This is a genomic window from Butyrivibrio sp. FCS014 (assembly GCF_000526935.1).
GTDB lineage: Bacteria > Bacillota > Clostridia > Lachnospirales > Lachnospiraceae > Butyrivibrio.
In genome coordinates, this window is the sequence record NZ_JAHA01000003.1 from 323,185 (window position 1) to 339,114 (window position 15,930).

A 15,930-nucleotide genomic window follows, 5' to 3' on the forward strand; every position below is an offset into this window, starting at 1 on the left:
ATTTTTTTCCTTTATATAATGAAGATTTCATGCTATACTAACGAAAGCGTTTTGGTTTTTTAGTAAAAAGGATGGTTTCGTTTTGGATATTTCAGTTTCAAACAATTACAGGAAAAAGGGTAAGACAGGAAGAATAGCAGTAGCAAAGAGCTCAGTAAGACGCAGTAAATCCCGACTTTCTGCCAAGCCCTTTATAATAACAGGACTTGCACTTATAGTACTTGGGGTTTCAGGATTTTTTGTATACAACAATCTTCCTTCGGTTCAGGTTAATAAAGCCATAGCCGCAGGGGATAAGTACCTTGAGACATCAGATTATCAGTCAGCCATTGATTCCTACAACGAGGCGATTGAGATAGACAGTCATTCCGTTACTGCCTATTCCAATATGGCAGGAGCATACCTTAGCAACAATGATGCGGAGTCAGCCAAGAAGGTTCTTTATGCAGGATGGGAGAATACCGAGAACACCGGTCTTCTGGATAATTACCATACGGTGATACTCAATGAAGCAGTGGATGCCATGAATTCCCAGACTGCCAATATGAACACGGCCTTTGCGATCCTTTCGGTGCTCAAGGACGACAATTCCAGCAGCGATGCGGTTAAGCTCCTTGATGCCGCCTATGACAGAGTATTCAAGGATGCCTACGGATATGACGAGGATGCGTTCTTCAGATCCGAGAGTTCAACATATTCCTCTGAGAACGGAAGTGCAACCTTCTCCTACAGCGAGTACGCAGGTTTTGTGAATGAACTGTTAGCTATTTACAAGGCTGCACCTTCAGATGAACTTAAAGAGGTTATTCTTAAATATGCAGTTCCGGGTCTTGAATCCTTTACAATGAATTATGAGGATGCCGTAGCATATAAGGCAGTTCTTGATGATGTGGAGAGCAGCGTAGGCAGTGCCGACGGACTTGCATCCTTCAAAAAATGTATTGAAAACGCCGAAGATGTTCAGAGCGTATTTACCGATATCTTTGCCCAGCTTGATGTGGGAAACGTTGATGAACTCAGAGGCTTTATCGTATCCGATGAGTACATTGCTCTTAGAGATGTCTTTTTAAACAAGATTGAGACACCTCTGGAGAACACCACATATATTCCCGTCAGCAGAGAGGCTGTAATTTTCAACAGCAACGAGGGAAACTGGTCCTACAGATTTTTGAATTTCGATGAGAACCCTTCAACAGCCGGTGTTCTTACTATCTGGGCCAATTACTTTGAGGACGGCGGAATTCAAAGATGTGCAATATCCTATGAACCTGCCTCGGTTGATGACAGCTATTATCCTCATACCAAGTACTCTGTTACATACCTTAACAGCTATGTGACCCAGGGTAATTCAACCAAGGTTCCAAAGATGAACTACAGGCTTGAAACCTCCATTACCATGCAGGACGGTGAAGAAGAAGAGACGATTATAACTGATTGGGGAGGGCCCAACGAAGCGACAATGGACATTGATACCATTGAGTCCAGAATCCGGGCATAATACATGATCTGTTTTCTCGCTAAGTTCTTTATCAAAGATTATGACAGGGTAGAGGACCCTGAAGTTCGGCAAAACTATGGCATCCTGAGCGGTGTCATAGGAATTGCCCTTAATATAATTCTGGTTATCATCAAAATGTTTGCGGGCTATATCAGCGGTTCCATCGCCATCGTATCTGATGCCCTGAACAATCTATCTGATGTGGCATCCTCAGTGGTGACACTGGTGGGCTTCAAGCTTTCCGGTCAGGAGGCTGACGAAGAACACCCCTACGGCCACGGCAGGCTTGAATATATTGCCGGTCTTATTGTTTCCTTGTTTATTATGATCATGGCTGTAGAGCTTCTTCAGAGCTCTTTTAACAAGATTCTTCATCATGAGGAGATTGTATTTACTCCTGTGGTGGGAATCATTCTTGTGATATCCATTATAATCAAACTTACTATGTTCGGTGCTAATCTCCAGGCTTCCAAAGCTATAAAGAGCGCCACCTTAAAGTCCACGGCCATGGACAGTATTTCTGATGTCTTTTCCACCGGGATAGTTCTGGTTTCTGTTGTCATCTCGCATTTCTTTGGGGTTAATATAGACGGAATAGCCGGTATCATCGTGGGGCTGTTTATCATGAAGACAGGCTTCGATGCCGCAAGAGATACTATTAGCCCGCTTCTTGGTGAGCCTGCCGACAAGGATTTTATCGATGAGGTAAAAGAGGCAGTGCTTTCCCATGAAGGAGTTTTGGGAGTGCACGACATTGTTGTCCACAACTACGGCCCCGGAAGGATAATGATGTCCCTGCATGTTGAGGTGCCCTCTGACAAGACGCTGGTGGAGGCCCACGACCTTATAGACGAGATAGAAAGACAGCTTAACGGTAAATACAGGTGTACTGCCGTGATTCATTTAGATCCCGTCAGCGATGACGACAGAGCGGCAAGGGATATGAAGAGTTGGCTTAAACTGGTCTTGGAGGAAATAGACCCGAAGCTAAGGTATCACGATTGCCGTATTGTAAGAAACAGGGACGAGGAGCCCATTGTTTCTTTTGATCTGGAAGTACCTTATAAGTATGATATTAAGGACGAGGAGCTTAAACGGATCATAGAGGACCGTGTTAAGGGTATGGCTGGGGAATGTAAGCTGGATATAACAGTTGACAAGGCCAAAAAAGAAGATTGAGCAAAAAGGTAAGCTCGATATTAAGGAGAGGAAAAAAGTATGTTGTGGTTTGGAAAAATAAGGGAGGATGCCAAGGCGGTATTTAAGGAGCATCCTGCCTCAATTTTGTCGTGTTTTATTGGCTTTCTTATTCTTGGAGTCATTGATGACATTCTTTCAAGAATAGGAGGCATCAATACTGCAAGGGAAGTGCTTGAGGTTATTGCCGATTTTTGCTTTGCAATGACACCTGCATTTGCTCTTTGCGAGTCTCATTATGGTTACCTGAAGAAGAACGGTAAGATAGAGGATCTTAAGGATATTAAAAAGTCCTTCATTTATATCATAGTTCTTTTGATATCGGCAGGAATGAGCGGCGCTTTTGCTTATATCAAATACGATCCCGCAAACCATATAAATTCAATATTTGATTTTGATGTGATCGGCGCGGAAAATCCCTTTATGAGATTCTTCTTCGTGTATCTGGCAGCTTGCACTATCGGGGCTGTTTACTTCCTGTACAAAAAGAGTGGCGAGAGCTTTGAGAGCTACTTTGTAAAGGGCTTTCTTGGTACCATGAAGGGCGAGCTTGCCTACGGCGTGGTGCTTCTTGGAGGCCTTTGCATTGTGTGGGTTTTCCAGACTCTTATCTACGATATCGATGCCATCGGAATTGTTATGTCGCTTATCAGCGGTGTGATGGCTTATCCCGCTGTTCTCATTGCCCTTTCAAAGCCTGGAGAAAAGGTGAGTAAATTCGGCAGGATCATGATGGGATATGTGTTCCCCGGATTCCTTGCTGCGGCCTTTATTATTCTTTATGTCTATATTCTTAAGATAGTGTTCAACTGGAAATTCCCGTCTAATGAGGCCTTTGCTATAGTCACGGTTCTTTTCATCTCGGGGATATTCTTCTGGTCAATGGCCCAAGGGTGCACAGAGGGCAGATACAATCAGGTGCTTCGCATTATGCCCCTTTTGTTTATTCCGTTCATAGTGATACAGATCATCTGTCTCTACATGAGGATAGCCCAGTACGGACTTACCCAGTCCAGGTACTTCGGAATTCTTCTGATAGTCTTTGAGGTACTCTACGAAGTCATCTATACCCTTCGTTTTCTCAAGGGCAAAGGGATGGAGTGGATTCTTTTCCCTGTGGTCCTTGGATTTGTCCTTATAGCGCTGATAGTGCCCGGAGTCAATGTCTGTGCGGCCATTACAGGCTCCCAGGGCAAGGTTGTGGAGCACTTCATAGAGGACACCATCTCGGGAAAAGAACCTTCATCTTCCGCCAAAGCACAGGCAAGATCCGCATATAAAGTAATAAACAGTCAGGCCGGCTTTGAGGGGTCAAGGTTCATCAAAAAGCTGGGCAGTAAGTTTCCGGAATTTGATCTGAAAGCAGAGTTTGACCCGGATGGCAGCGATAGTGTAGATTACGTGTCAAGTGATTATTACTATGCTGATAATGAGATTCCGGGATTTGACACCTTAGGCTATAAGCATGTGGAAGTTGTATCGTTTTCTTCATATGATGATGAGGACACAGACATAAAAGATCTGACAAGGGTAGAGCTGCGCCACGAGTCTGAGGGAGAACCCTATGCGGAGATTGATCTGTCCGAAACGATCAATAAGATGAGAGAACTGCGAAAAAACGGCGCTGTTCAGTTTGAGTTTAACAATGTGATAGAAGATCCCCTGATATTTGAAGACGGATCCCTTTTATATATCACCTACATCAGCTTCGATGAGAGGGGAGATGAAATCACAAACCTCTACATAACCGGATATTATCTGCACAAGTGAGATAATTTATTAAGGTTTTGTTAAATGCTTGTCATTATCGGGGCTTATGCGCTATACTAGGCAAGGACGAAAGTTCTTTTTACTTATATAAATAGTGGCTGCCGCCTGTAGGCAGCGTAGAAAACGGAGGATATAAATATGAGAGGTTCCAAACCTACAGTTCTTCTTATACTTGATGGATACGGACTGAATGACAACCCTGAGTACAATGCCATTGCAATGGCAAATACACCTGTAATGGACGGACTTATGAAGGATTATCCCTTCGTAAAGGGCTATGCCAGCGGACTTGCTGTTGGTCTTCCCGACGGACAGATGGGTAACTCAGAGGTAGGACATATGAACATGGGCGCCGGCAGGATCGTTTACCAGGAGCTCACAAGAATCACAAAGTCCATCGAGGACGGAGATTTCTTTACTAACGAAGGCCTTATGGCTGCAATCACAAACTGCAAGGAGAAAGGATCCGCACTTCATATGTACGGCCTTGTTTCCGACGGCGGTGTGCACAGCCACATCACACATATCTACGGACTTCTTGAACTTGCCAAGAAGAACGGCCTTGATAAGGTATATGTTCACTGCTTCCTTGACGGAAGAGATACTCCTCCCGAGAGCGGTATAGATTTTGTTCAGCAGCTTGAGGACAAGATGAAGGAGCTTGGCGTTGGCCAGATCGCATCCATTTCAGGCCGCTATTATGCAATGGACAGAGATAACAACTACGACCGTGTTGAGATCGCTTACAACGCACTTACAAAGGGCGAGGGCAACAAGGCTAATTCAGCTAACGAGTGCATGGTTGAGTCCTACAAGAACGGCAAGACAGATGAGTTCGTTATCCCTACAGTTATCATGAAGAATGGTGCTCCTGTTGCTACCATCAAGGACGGCGATTCCATCATCTTCTATAACTTCCGTCCCGACAGAGCAAGAGAGATCACTCACTGCTTCTGCGACGATGAGTTTGATAAGTTCGACAGGGGAGAGCGTCTGGATGTAACTTATGTTTGCTTCACAGATTATGATCCTCTTATTCCCAATAAGGAGATCGCATTCAAGAAGGTTCTTCTTAACAACACCTTTGGTGAGTGGCTTGCAAACAAGGGAATGAAGCAGGCTCGTATCGCTGAGACAGAGAAGTATGCTCATGTTACCTTCTTCTTTAACGGCGGTGTTGAGAAGCCCAATGAGGGAGAGGACAGAGTACTGGTTAACAGCCCTAAGGATGTTCCCACCTATGACCTTAAGCCTCAGATGAGCGCTCCCGAGGTTTGCGAGAAGATCCTCGATGCTATCAACTCACAGAAATATGATGTAGTTGTAGCTAACTTTGCGAACCCTGACATGGTAGGACACACTGGTGTTATTCCTGCAGCAGTTAAGGCTATCGAAGTTGTTGACGAGTGCGTTGGCAAGATCGTTGACGCTATCAAGTCTGTAAACGGAACACTGTTCATCTGCGCCGACCACGGTAACGCCGATATGATGGTTGACTATGAGACAGGAGAGCCCTGGACAGCTCACACAACAAATCCTGTTCCTTTCATCCTTGTGAACTACGATCCCGACTACACACTCAGAGAGGGCGGATGTCTTGCTGACATTATCCCTACTCTTATCGAGTGCATGGGCGAGGAGCAGCCTGCTGAGATGACAGGTAAGAGCCTTCTTATTCATAAGTGATTAAAACGGTGAAATCTGTTGACGATATAGTGCATTTATGTTAAAGTATCTAAGTTGACTAAATTTGTAGAAATGCACTGGAGGATATTTTCGTGAGTGTTTTGGATTACGTATTCGGAGTTTTATTTATATTAGTTTGTATCGCACTTGTAGTTCTCGTTCTTATGCAGGAAGGCAAGAACCAGGGACTTGGTGCTATTCAGGGTACCGTTGAGAATACATACTGGGGCAAGAACAAGGGCCGTTCAAGAGAAGGCATCCTTAAGAAGATCACAGTTGGATTGTCAGTACTGTTTGTTGTATTTGCAATCGTTCTTAACATGGGATTATTCTGATAACAGGTTTTATCAATGAATTATTCGAGGCACTCTAATAGTTTTATTAGAGTGCCTTTTTTACCTTTAAGAAAAGAGGAAGTGAATGGGTAAAGGGAAGCGCTTAAAGCGTATGGACGATTCCCTCTTCGGGAAAAAGAATTCTAAAAATGAATATATTGTGGGCCGCTTTGTTAGTAATGCAAGAGGCTTTGGTTTTGTGGAAGCAGAGGGCAGAGATGAGGATATCTTCATCCCTGAGGAGTATGTCCATGGTGCTTTTCATACCGATACCGTTGAAGTTGAGCTTCTTAATGAATATCCCGGAAGGCGCGCCGAGGGCCGCATCAGAAACATTCTGGTAAGAGGTCTCGAAGAGGTAGTTGGTACCTTCCAGGCTGAGAAGAACTTTGGATTTGTGGTTCCCGATAATACCAAGATCCAGAACGATATTTTTATCCCCATCGAGTTTTGCGGCGGAGCGGTTACCGGAGATAAGGTGGTTGTCAAGATCACGGACTACGGCGATCCTCTAAAGAGAAAAAAGCCTGAGGGCAAAGTCAAGGAAGTCATCGGTAATATCAACGATCCCGGAGTAGACATCCTTTCTATAGTTAAGAATTACGATATTCCTTATGAGTTTCCCGAGAGAGTCATGAACCAGGCCATGCGCTGCCCTGATTTTGTCAGCGAGGCAGACATGCTTGGACGGCAGGATCTTAGGAATGTGCAGATGGTTACCATCGACGGCGAAGACGCCAAGGACCTGGATGATGCCGTAAGCCTTCATATAGATGAGCAGGGTCTTTTCCACCTTGGTGTTCATATTGCGGATGTGACCAATTACGTGCAGGAGAATTCGGCGCTGGACAGGGAGGCACTTAAGCGCGGCACCAGTGTATATCTGGTGGACAGGGTTATTCCCATGCTTCCGCATAAGCTCTCAAATGGTATATGTTCCCTTAATCACGGTGAAGACAGGCTGGCGCTCTCATGCCTTATGACCTTTGACGGCAACGGAGGCCTTCTTGATCATTCCATCGTTGAGTCAGTGATAAACGTTAACGAGAGAATGAACTATTCTGACGTTGCGAAGATCCTTGAGGATAACGACGAGGAGACCATAGAAAAGTATGCTGACCTTGTGCCCATGTTCAGGGATATGGAGAAACTCTCAAAGATCTTAAGGGCAAAAAGAGAGAGCAAGGGTGCCATAGACTTTGATTTCCCCGAGTCCAAGATCATTCTGGATAAGGAGGGCAATCCCATAGATATCGTTCCTCACGAGAGGAATACAGCAACAAAGCTTATCGAGGACTTCATGCTGGCAGCAAACCAGACAGTAGCTGAGCATTTCTATTACATGGAGAGTCCTTTTGTATATCGTATCCATGAACAGCCCGATCCCGAGAAGATTGCATCTCTCAATGCCTTTGTCAGCAATTTCGGACATCACATTAAGAGCAGAAGAGATGCCGGTGTCAGCCCCAAGGAACTTCAGAAGCTCCTTAAGGGAATTCAGGGCTCAAGAGAGGAAGCGGTTATCAGCAGGATGGCCCTTCGCAGCATGATGCAGGCCAAGTACAGCACCGAGTGCACAGGGCATTTCGGACTTGCTTTTGATTACTATTGTCACTTTACATCTCCCATAAGGCGTTATCCCGATCTTCAGATCCACAGGATCATCAAGGATCACCTTCGTGGCAGGATGACAGCTGAGAAGGCTCAGCACTATGCTGAGATCCTGGATGAAGTGGCCAAGCATTCCTCCGAGACCGAGAGACGTGCCGAGGAAGCTGAGAGAGAAACCGACAAGCTCAAGAAGGCCCAGTTTATGGAGAACCATATCGGCGAAGTTTACGAGGGTATCGTTTCCGGAGTCACCAACTGGGGACTTTTTGTGGAACTTGATAACAGCTGTGAGGGCATGGTAAGTGCAGCCTCCATGGCAGATGATTTCTATGTATATGACGAACTAAACCTGAGGCTCATTGGCGAGAGGACCCGCAAGGAGTATACTCTTGGTCAGAAGGTTAAGATAAGGGTGCTGTCAGCAGACAGACTCACCAAGGCCATCGACTTCAGAATTGTAAATGAAGACGAGGACGAGGAAGAGGCAGCGCAGCAGGAGCTTGAGTGGGTTGAGTATTCCAAGGCCAGGAGAGTGACTGAGGACAGAGCAAGGAAGGTTCGAAAGCTTGTAAGCAGGGCCGTAGAGCGAAGCGAAGATAAGGCGTCTCGAAAGACCGTGAAAATTCGGGGCGAGGAATTGGACATTAGTGAGGTTGAGCCCGATCCCAGGACAGGAAAGCCCAGGAAGAAGAAAAGCACAGGTGGCGCTAAGAAAGGCAGGGGCACAGCCGGGAAAGGTGCGGCAGCCGGCAAAGGTGCTGCAGCAGGCAAGGCTTCATCGGGCCGCAAGGTATATAAGGTCCACAAGTACAAGAAGTCAGCCACCAGTAAGGCTGCAAGAAGCGCCCAGGGCAAGGGCAGACGTAAGAAACGCTGATATCCAAACCGCATGAATTTGGGCATCATTGTGTTACAATGTGCTAAGACATATATCAAGTAATAAGTTGGGATAGAATTATGGCAGAAGATAACAAGGCAAGAAAGTTAATAGCAAACAATAAAAAGGCCTACCACGACTACTTCATAGAGGAGAAGTACGAGGCAGGCATTGAGCTCTTTGGTACAGAGGTTAAATCACTTCGTCAGGGCAAGTGCAGCATCAAGGAAGCCTGGATCAGTATCGATAAGGGTGAGGCCTTCATCAACGGCATGAATGTGAGCCCCTATGAGAAGGGCAATATCTTTAACAAGGATCCACTCAGGGTGAGAAAGCTTCTTTTGCACAAGGCTGAGATCAGAAAGCTTGACCAGCAGAAGATGGTTCAGGGCTACACTTTGGTGCCGCTTGAAGTATATTTCAAGAATGGGCGCGTGAAAGTGGAGATCGGTCTTGCCAAAGGTAAGAAGCTCTACGACAAGAGAGCTGACAAGGCCAAGAAGGACCAGCAGCGTGAGGTGGAGAAAGAATTCAAGATGAAGTTCAAGTAATGCGCTTCTTTTTTATTGTCGAAGCGTAGGGCTTTCGGCCAGGGAACTGTTCCTGTACCTGATATCATCGGTGACTTCTTTTATGATGGTAAGGTCCGGAAGTGTGAACTCCTCGCTCAAGTCGTTGAGCTCGATTTCCAAGATCGCATATTCATCATCGAAGGGATACAGATCCAGTTCGAAGTATTTTCCATCGTACATGAAGCAGCATCTTTCTTTTTCTATGGTCTGTTTATTCGGATCAGACTCATACTCAAGATAAGTTGCATATTCTCTTTCGTCTATAAGGCGCTCGACTTCTTTGCGGGTGCCTTTTCCTAATTCTGTCTTTTCCGTGTAGTAGTAAGAGTAGCCCATATACTCGTTACCGCGCATTCGGATTCTGCGCTCCACCATAGGATTGGTGGATACGAGATAGGTCTGAGTGATATGGCAGAAGCTGTTGAATCCAAGACTGTTTATCTTATTCATATCAGGTTTGGATATGAGGAACTTCCTTTCTGTTTCACAGGGGATTGGCTCTCCCAGAGCGGTAAATACTTCTTTGATGATCCTGTCCATTTTACCTGTGAAATCCGTTGAATTATCTATCAGTCTAAGGTGCGGGTGGCCGATCCAGCCGTTGAGGGTGCGCTTGTCAAGCTCAAGGGCCTGCTCGGGAGATTCGCTCCTGGCTTCGTTGTTACCTGTATAAGGAGTGCTTGGATCATTCCACTGATAGTGCTCCAGAGCTCCGTCTGCTGCAGTGCTGAGGTGCAGGACGCAATCGTATCGTGCGTAGGCTTCAGCCTTTGTCATCCCGCGGGCAACCAGCATGGAGTGAAGAGCTTCTTCTCCGACATAGGCGTACTGATCTGCCACGCCGCGATCGCAGATGAGAACCTTTTTATCAGAGTTCACCAGTTCCAGTCCCTTTTTCAGGAGTTCTTCGCAATGGAGTTGTTCATCAAGTACCAGATTTTGGAAATCCGGGACAGATATCATATCACCGGGGATAAAACCACTGGTGATGACCTTTGTGGCAGCTTCGGGAGCTACAGCTACATAATAGCCTCTGCTCTCAAGTTTTTGCTTGATCATTGAGATTGCTGAACTTTTGCCGCCGCAGGGGCCGCCTGTGAGACATACAGTAAACATTAGGATACCTCCTTTTTAACTGAACGTTGAGTTGAGATGTTTAAGATGCTCTATATTTTATTCTAGCGTACGAAACAGTATAGGGGCAAATTATAAATATCAAAATAAACCAGCAGTTCAGTTGCCAATACGATAAAAAGCATATATACTATAAAAGCAAATTGAATACGGGTTAGTAAAGGTTTCGACAGGGATTTTGAAGCTGGAGAAGCTATCCGCAGGACGGTGCGTTAAACCTCAAACCTAAATATAAACGCTAACGATAATTTAGCACTCGCTGCTTAATTGCGGCCCGTCGACCTGAGTGCACCTACACACTCAGCAATCGGCGTCAAACTTTGTAGGAAACGACATGGCTTAAGCTTTGCGGCCATGGTCGTATCATGAAGCTACCGATCATCTTTGGTTGTCCGTTTCCGGGGATGAGAGGGAACAGGGATGCAGAGTCCCGCAATAACTGACTATGATAGTAGAAGGACAGGGGATGAATTTTTGGACGCGGGTTCGACTCCCGCCTAATCCACTACCAAAGCGAAGAGAATGGTTTCGACCGTTGCCTTCGCTTTTTTGATGCAAATGAAGTCTTGATTATTTTAACTTCAGTTATATAATAGAGAATATGTTTTAATGGATTAAAGTGTGAAATTAACTGAGGGAGACGTTTTGGAATGACACTTAGCAAGAAGAGAATTGTCGTTAAGGTAGGTACATCCACCATTACAAACGATCAGGGACATGTGGATCTTAGAAATCTTGATCATCTGTGCAGAGCCCTTGCGGGAGTTGAGAATCTTGGATATGATCTGGTGCTGGTATCATCAGGAGCCATCGCTGTAGGAGCAGGCAAGATGAGACTTCAGCAGAAGCCCAAGGAGATAAGGATGAAGCAGGCTGCTGCAGCTGTGGGCCAGACAGAGCTCATGCATCTTTATGACAAGTTCTTTGGCGAATACGGCAGGATGGTTGGACAGATCCTTCTTGATAACGGAGATATCACAGACCCTGTAAGAAGCGAGAATCTTAAGAACACTTTTGATGCGCTTTTAGAGAATCACATTATTCCAATTGTTAATGAGAACGACTCCGTCAGCCATACAGAGATTGAATCTGAGAAAAAGCTCTTTTCAGATAACGATATGCTCTCTGCGGTTGTAGCAGTGTTCTGCAAGGCCAGCAAGCTCATTATCTTCTCTGATATAGATGGGCTTTATGACGGCAATCCCAAGGAAAATCCTGATGCCAAGGTTATCAGCAGAGTGGAGGAGATTACAGAAGAATTAAAGAGTCTTGCTTCCGGATCCGGCTCCAACAGAGGCACCGGTGGCATGATAACGAAGCTTGAAGCTGCCGAGCTTGCCACCTCCCGTGGAATCGATGTTCTTGTTACAAACGGCAAGAACCCGGAGAAGCTTTATGACATTATAGAGAAGAAAAAGGTAGGAACCTTGTTTGTGGCTAAGGAAGGACATAAAAAGGAATAACTACGAAGAAAATCACAGATAAAGAAAAGGAGAGCGGCTGTACTGCCGTTCTCCTTTATTTAATATCTGATACATCAGGGATTCTCGTGGAACTTGTCGTAGATCTCGTTGAGGTATGTCTTAACGATCTGGATGTTGGACATTTTACGAAGGTCAAGATTTCCCATAAGAACAGCGATCTCATCTGCAAGAAGAAGCATGTTGAAGATCTTGAGTTTGAACTCGTCACGGGTAAGCTGATCAACGTTAACTTCCATAAGAGGTGCGCCGAGCTTCATGGTTACGTTGTCATCGGCGATTCCTGTCATGACCATTCTGGTGACGGGATCAAAGTTAACATAAAGAATAAGCTGTTCCTTCTCATGTTTCTTGAGAGTGAGAGGAGTCTGGTGTGACTGCTCCATCCACTCGTAGAGGTCAGCCTCGTCGGGGTTCATCAGATACTTGGTGAGCTCCTCGCGGTTCTTCTCTACATACTGCATATATTTGCTGGCATTGGGACCTGTATAGGCCAATTCAACCTTAACGCCGGTCTCAGTTTTAACCAGGCGGCACTTCTCGGCAACTTCCTTGATCTTAAGAGAGGTTTCGTTGCTTCCGATCATCTTAAACCCGCCGGTTTCTAATTCCTGCTTGAATTCCATTGTGTTCTCCTTCTTATAAATACATTTCTTTAAATCAGTTTGTAGTATAGCATAAAGAGATTAAAAATGATATACTATCTAGAGTTTTGTTTTAGCTGTAAAAGCTAAGAAAATTATAAGACAAAAGTTTTGCGGCGGGGATAAAATGGCAACTAAAAAACGGGGAAAATCTACAAAAAAGGCAAACATCCGCGAGGAGGAGTTTGACTATTCCTTAAAGAGTGAGCTCATCGTGCTGGCCATGGTGGCGCTTACTATCTTTCTTTTTCTGTGCAATTTTGGAGTATGCGGCGCTCTTGGCAATGCTGTGAGCGGCGTTCTTTTCGGACTCTTTGGATTAACTGCATATATAGCGCCTCTGGTGGCCCTTGGAGCAGTGGCTATCGGAATAGCTAATTTCGGCTCAAGTGCAGCTACCCGGAAGATAGTATCCGGCGTAGTTCTTTTTCTGATACTGGGAATGGTGGCAGATCTTATGACCGGTCGTCCCCAGTCCATGAATTCCTATGATATCAAGTACATATACAACGAAGCGGCTGCTGCCAGAAACGGCGGGGGATTCTTTGCCGGGTCACTGGCATATGCTTCCTATAAGTTCCTGTCACTGGCCGGAACAGCCCTGTTGATCCTTCTTATAGGCATTGCGGCAATTGTAATCTTTACCCAGCACTCCTTCGTGGGAGGACTTAAGAAGGGATCGAAGCGCATTATCGAAAGGACCAGGCAGGAGGCGGACAACTACAGAGACTACGCAGAGAAGCGCCGTGAGAAGATGGAGAAGAGAAGGGCTGAGATAGAGGAAGAGAAGCGCCTTCTTATAGAACAGAAGGAAGATGAAAAGATCCTTCGAAGAGACCGGAAGGTTATCGGAGTTACGGAAGACATAACTCTTGATAAAGAGGAAGAGAGCGGCGATGACCTGGGTGAGATCAAGCTCCATAATGAAGAGAAGACTCATAACAACAAGCTCTTTATACCGGATGAAGATGAGTTCCACGACGATATTCACGAGATCACCATTAAACATGAGATAGAGACCGACGTAGAACCGGATGGTCAGAGAGTGTTAAGGACTGAGCCGGCTATCCACGGTATGGGATATGACGACGCAGAGGACGACAGGCCTGATGAGTACAATGACCACCGGGCAGATGATTACTCCTCAAGGAATGACAACACACATCAGACTCCTGTTTCAAGGACTGATTCTTCACACCTGGATACTGACGAAGAAGCGGGACGCGATGAACAGACTCATGCTCCCAAATATGAGAATATAGAGAAGATACAGGTGAGCAAGCTTGTGGCCAGAGCAGCCCAGGACATTGACGACCGGGATGAGGTACTTTCGGATGTGCCCGTCCATGCAGAGCATCTTGGAAACGGCATGAACGGAGATTATGTTGTTCACGCTCAGGACCATATCTCCAGGAGCAAGGATGCCGACAGCACCATAACCTCAAGAGGAGGCTCATCAAGCTCCGCAGTTCTCGATGCCGGAGGCAAGGTTACAAGTCCCGGCATGGAAAAAGAGATAGAGGCCCACAAGAGGAAGATCCCCAAGAAGTATGTATTCCCAAGGACTGACCTTCTTGAAAAGGGCGTAAAGAGCAAGAATCCCGACACGGCAAGGACCCTTAGGGAGACTGCTGCCAAACTGGAAGAGACCATGAGGACCTTCGGGGTTAACGTCAAGGTAACAGACATAAGCCAGGGACCGGCTGTAACAAGATTTGAACTTCAGCCTGAGGCAGGAGTTCGTGTTAACAAGATCGTAAATCTGGCTGACGATATCAAGATGAATCTTGCAGCCAGCGACATCAGAATAGAGGCGCCGATTCCCGGCAAGGCAGCCGTGGGTATCGAGGTTCCCAACAAGGAGAACCAGGCAGTTGCGCTGCGAGACCTTTTGGAGTCTCCGGAATTCAGAGATTTCTCCTCAAGACTGGCATTTGCCGTTGGTAAGGATATAGCGGGCAAAACGGTTGTTACGGATATCGCCAAGATGCCTCACCTTCTTATTGCAGGTGCTACGGGATCAGGTAAATCGGTTTGTATCAATACCATCATCATGAGTCTTCTTTATAAGGCCAAGCCCGAAGAGGTTCAGATGATCATGATCGATCCCAAGATCGTAGAGCTTTCTGTTTACAACGGAATCCCTCATCTGATGATCCCTGTTGTGACAGATCCCAAGAAGGCTGCCGCAGCGCTTAACTGGGCTGTTGCGGAGATGACCAACAGATACAAGAAATTTGCCGATACAGGAGTCAGGGATCTTAAGGGTTACAACAAGCTTGCTGAGAGCAGCGGCGATCCCGATATGGAGGTGCTCCCTCAGATAGTTGTTATTGTAGACGAGCTTGCTGATCTTATGATGGTTTCCGCCAATGAAGTCGAGGATGCAATCTGCAGACTTACACAGCTGGCAAGAGCTGCGGGAATCCATCTTATCATAGCAACCCAGAGACCTTCGGTGGATGTTATCACAGGTCTTATCAAGGCCAACATGCCGAGCCGTATCGCATTTGCGGTTTCCAGCGGTGTTGACTCCAGAACAATTCTTGATATCAACGGTGCGGAGAAACTTCTGGGTAAGGGCGACATGCTCTTTTACCCTCAAGGATACACAAAGCCCGCCAGAGTTCAGGGCGCTTTCGTATCCGACAAGGAAGTTCAGAAGGTGACAGATTTCTTGCGCAATCAGGGAATGGAATCTTCTTACAATGAAGAGGCCATGAATAAAATAGACAGTATGACAGTATCCTCAGGATCAGGATCCGGTGCGGGTGCAGCAGATTCTGACTCCGACAGAGATGAGTACTTTGTTCAGGCAGGGAACATTATAATAGACAAAGAGAAGGCTTCCATCGGAATGCTCCAGAGAGTGTTCAAGATCGGCTTCAACAGAGCGGCCAGGATCATGGATCAGCTGTGTGAAGCGGGAGTCGTAGGCGAGGAGGAAGGTACCAAGCCGAGGAAAGTACTGATGACGCAGGCGGAGTTTGAAGCTTACCTAAACAATGAGTAAGCAACAGTCCGAACCACTTGCTGGTGAGGGCGCAAGAAAGTGATGCAAGTGTGAGCGTGCTCCGGCCGAAGGCCGCTGGAATGAGCGCGAATCGTTTGCATCGAAGATGTAA

The 15,930-nt window shown here is 46.1% G+C and carries 11 protein-coding genes and 1 other RNA gene; 10 read left to right on the forward strand and 2 right to left on the reverse strand.

The window, feature by feature from the left end:
* Positions 1-82: 82 nt before the first annotated feature.
* The 7 genes from T456_RS0101785 to smpB all read left to right on the forward strand — a co-directional run bounded on the left by T456_RS0101785 (position 83) and on the right by smpB (position 9,525).
* On the forward strand, positions 83-1,498 hold the full coding sequence (locus T456_RS0101785; RefSeq protein WP_024864639.1) for a tetratricopeptide repeat protein: 1,416 nt from the start codon (positions 83-85) through the stop codon (positions 1,496-1,498).
* 3 nt (positions 1,499-1,501) lie between these two features.
* Positions 1,502-2,677 carry a cation diffusion facilitator family transporter gene (locus tag T456_RS0101790; RefSeq protein WP_024864640.1) on the forward strand — a complete coding sequence of 392 codons (1,176 nt, stop codon included), beginning with the start codon at positions 1,502-1,504 and terminating at the stop codon, positions 2,675-2,677.
* Positions 2,678-2,716: 39 nt separating this feature from the next.
* The gene (locus T456_RS0101795; protein ID WP_024864641.1) at positions 2,717-4,465 is read left to right on the forward strand and encodes a DUF4153 domain-containing protein; all 1,749 of its coding nucleotides are present in this window, start codon (positions 2,717-2,719) and stop codon (positions 4,463-4,465) included.
* A 138-nt stretch (positions 4,466-4,603) separates the two neighbouring features.
* A complete protein-coding gene (gene gpmI, locus T456_RS0101800) occupies positions 4,604-6,151 on the forward strand; it encodes a 2,3-bisphosphoglycerate-independent phosphoglycerate mutase (protein WP_024864642.1) in 1,548 nt (515 codons plus the stop codon).
* A gap of 92 nt (positions 6,152-6,243) precedes the next feature.
* Entirely contained in the window at positions 6,244-6,486 is a 243-nt protein-coding gene (gene secG / locus T456_RS0101805; protein WP_024864643.1) for a preprotein translocase subunit SecG, read from the forward strand.
* Positions 6,487-6,571: 85 nt separating this feature from the next.
* Positions 6,572-8,974, forward strand: a complete 2,403-nt coding sequence (gene rnr / locus T456_RS18925; RefSeq protein WP_024864644.1) for a ribonuclease R — start codon at positions 6,572-6,574, stop codon at positions 8,972-8,974.
* Positions 8,975-9,054: 80 nt separating this feature from the next.
* Positions 9,055-9,525 carry an SsrA-binding protein SmpB gene (smpB, locus tag T456_RS0101815; RefSeq protein WP_024864645.1) on the forward strand — a complete coding sequence of 157 codons (471 nt, stop codon included), beginning with the start codon at positions 9,055-9,057 and terminating at the stop codon, positions 9,523-9,525.
* 12 nt (positions 9,526-9,537) lie between these two features.
* Here the strand turns inward: smpB and T456_RS0101820 are convergent, their stop codons facing one another.
* Positions 9,538-10,662: an AAA family ATPase gene (locus tag T456_RS0101820; protein WP_024864646.1), complete on the reverse strand. Its 1,125-nt coding sequence runs from the start codon at positions 10,660-10,662 to the stop codon at positions 9,538-9,540.
* 169 nt (positions 10,663-10,831) lie between these two features.
* Here T456_RS0101820 and ssrA point away from each other — a divergent pair.
* Positions 10,832-11,188: a transfer-messenger RNA gene (gene ssrA, locus T456_RS21815) on the forward strand.
* Positions 11,189-11,330: 142 nt separating this feature from the next.
* Positions 11,331-12,143 (forward strand): glutamate 5-kinase, encoded by an 813-nt coding sequence (gene proB / locus T456_RS0101825; protein WP_024864647.1) that lies wholly within the window; start codon positions 11,331-11,333, stop codon positions 12,141-12,143.
* Between the two features lie 74 nt (positions 12,144-12,217).
* Here the strand turns inward: proB and T456_RS0101830 are convergent, their stop codons facing one another.
* Positions 12,218-12,787, reverse strand: coding sequence for a hypothetical protein (locus tag T456_RS0101830; protein WP_024864648.1), 570 nt, complete (start codon positions 12,785-12,787; stop codon positions 12,218-12,220).
* A gap of 145 nt (positions 12,788-12,932) precedes the next feature.
* Between T456_RS0101830 and T456_RS20920 the strand changes: the two genes are divergently transcribed.
* Positions 12,933-15,818: an FtsK/SpoIIIE family DNA translocase gene (locus T456_RS20920; protein ID WP_024864649.1), complete on the forward strand. Its 2,886-nt coding sequence runs from the start codon at positions 12,933-12,935 to the stop codon at positions 15,816-15,818.
* Positions 15,819-15,930: the final 112 nt, after the last annotated feature.

Coding starts and splice junctions, on each gene's coding strand:
- T456_RS0101790 (WP_024864640.1), top strand. CDS start 1,502: ATGATCTGTTTTCTCGCTAAGTTCTTTATCAAAGATTATGACAGGGTA.
- T456_RS0101795 (WP_024864641.1), top strand. CDS start 2,717: ATGTTGTGGTTTGGAAAAATAAGGGAGGATGCCAAGGCGGTATTTAAG.
- gpmI (WP_024864642.1), top strand. CDS start 4,604: ATGAGAGGTTCCAAACCTACAGTTCTTCTTATACTTGATGGATACGGA.
- rnr (WP_024864644.1), top strand. CDS start 6,572: ATGGGTAAAGGGAAGCGCTTAAAGCGTATGGACGATTCCCTCTTCGGG.
- smpB (WP_024864645.1), top strand. CDS start 9,055: ATGGCAGAAGATAACAAGGCAAGAAAGTTAATAGCAAACAATAAAAAG.
- T456_RS0101820 (WP_024864646.1), bottom strand. CDS start 10,662: ATGTTTACTGTATGTCTCACAGGCGGCCCCTGCGGCGGCAAAAGTTCA.
- proB (WP_024864647.1), top strand. CDS start 11,331: ATGACACTTAGCAAGAAGAGAATTGTCGTTAAGGTAGGTACATCCACC.
- T456_RS0101830 (WP_024864648.1), bottom strand. CDS start 12,787: ATGGAATTCAAGCAGGAATTAGAAACCGGCGGGTTTAAGATGATCGGA.
- T456_RS20920 (WP_024864649.1), top strand. CDS start 12,933: ATGGCAACTAAAAAACGGGGAAAATCTACAAAAAAGGCAAACATCCGC.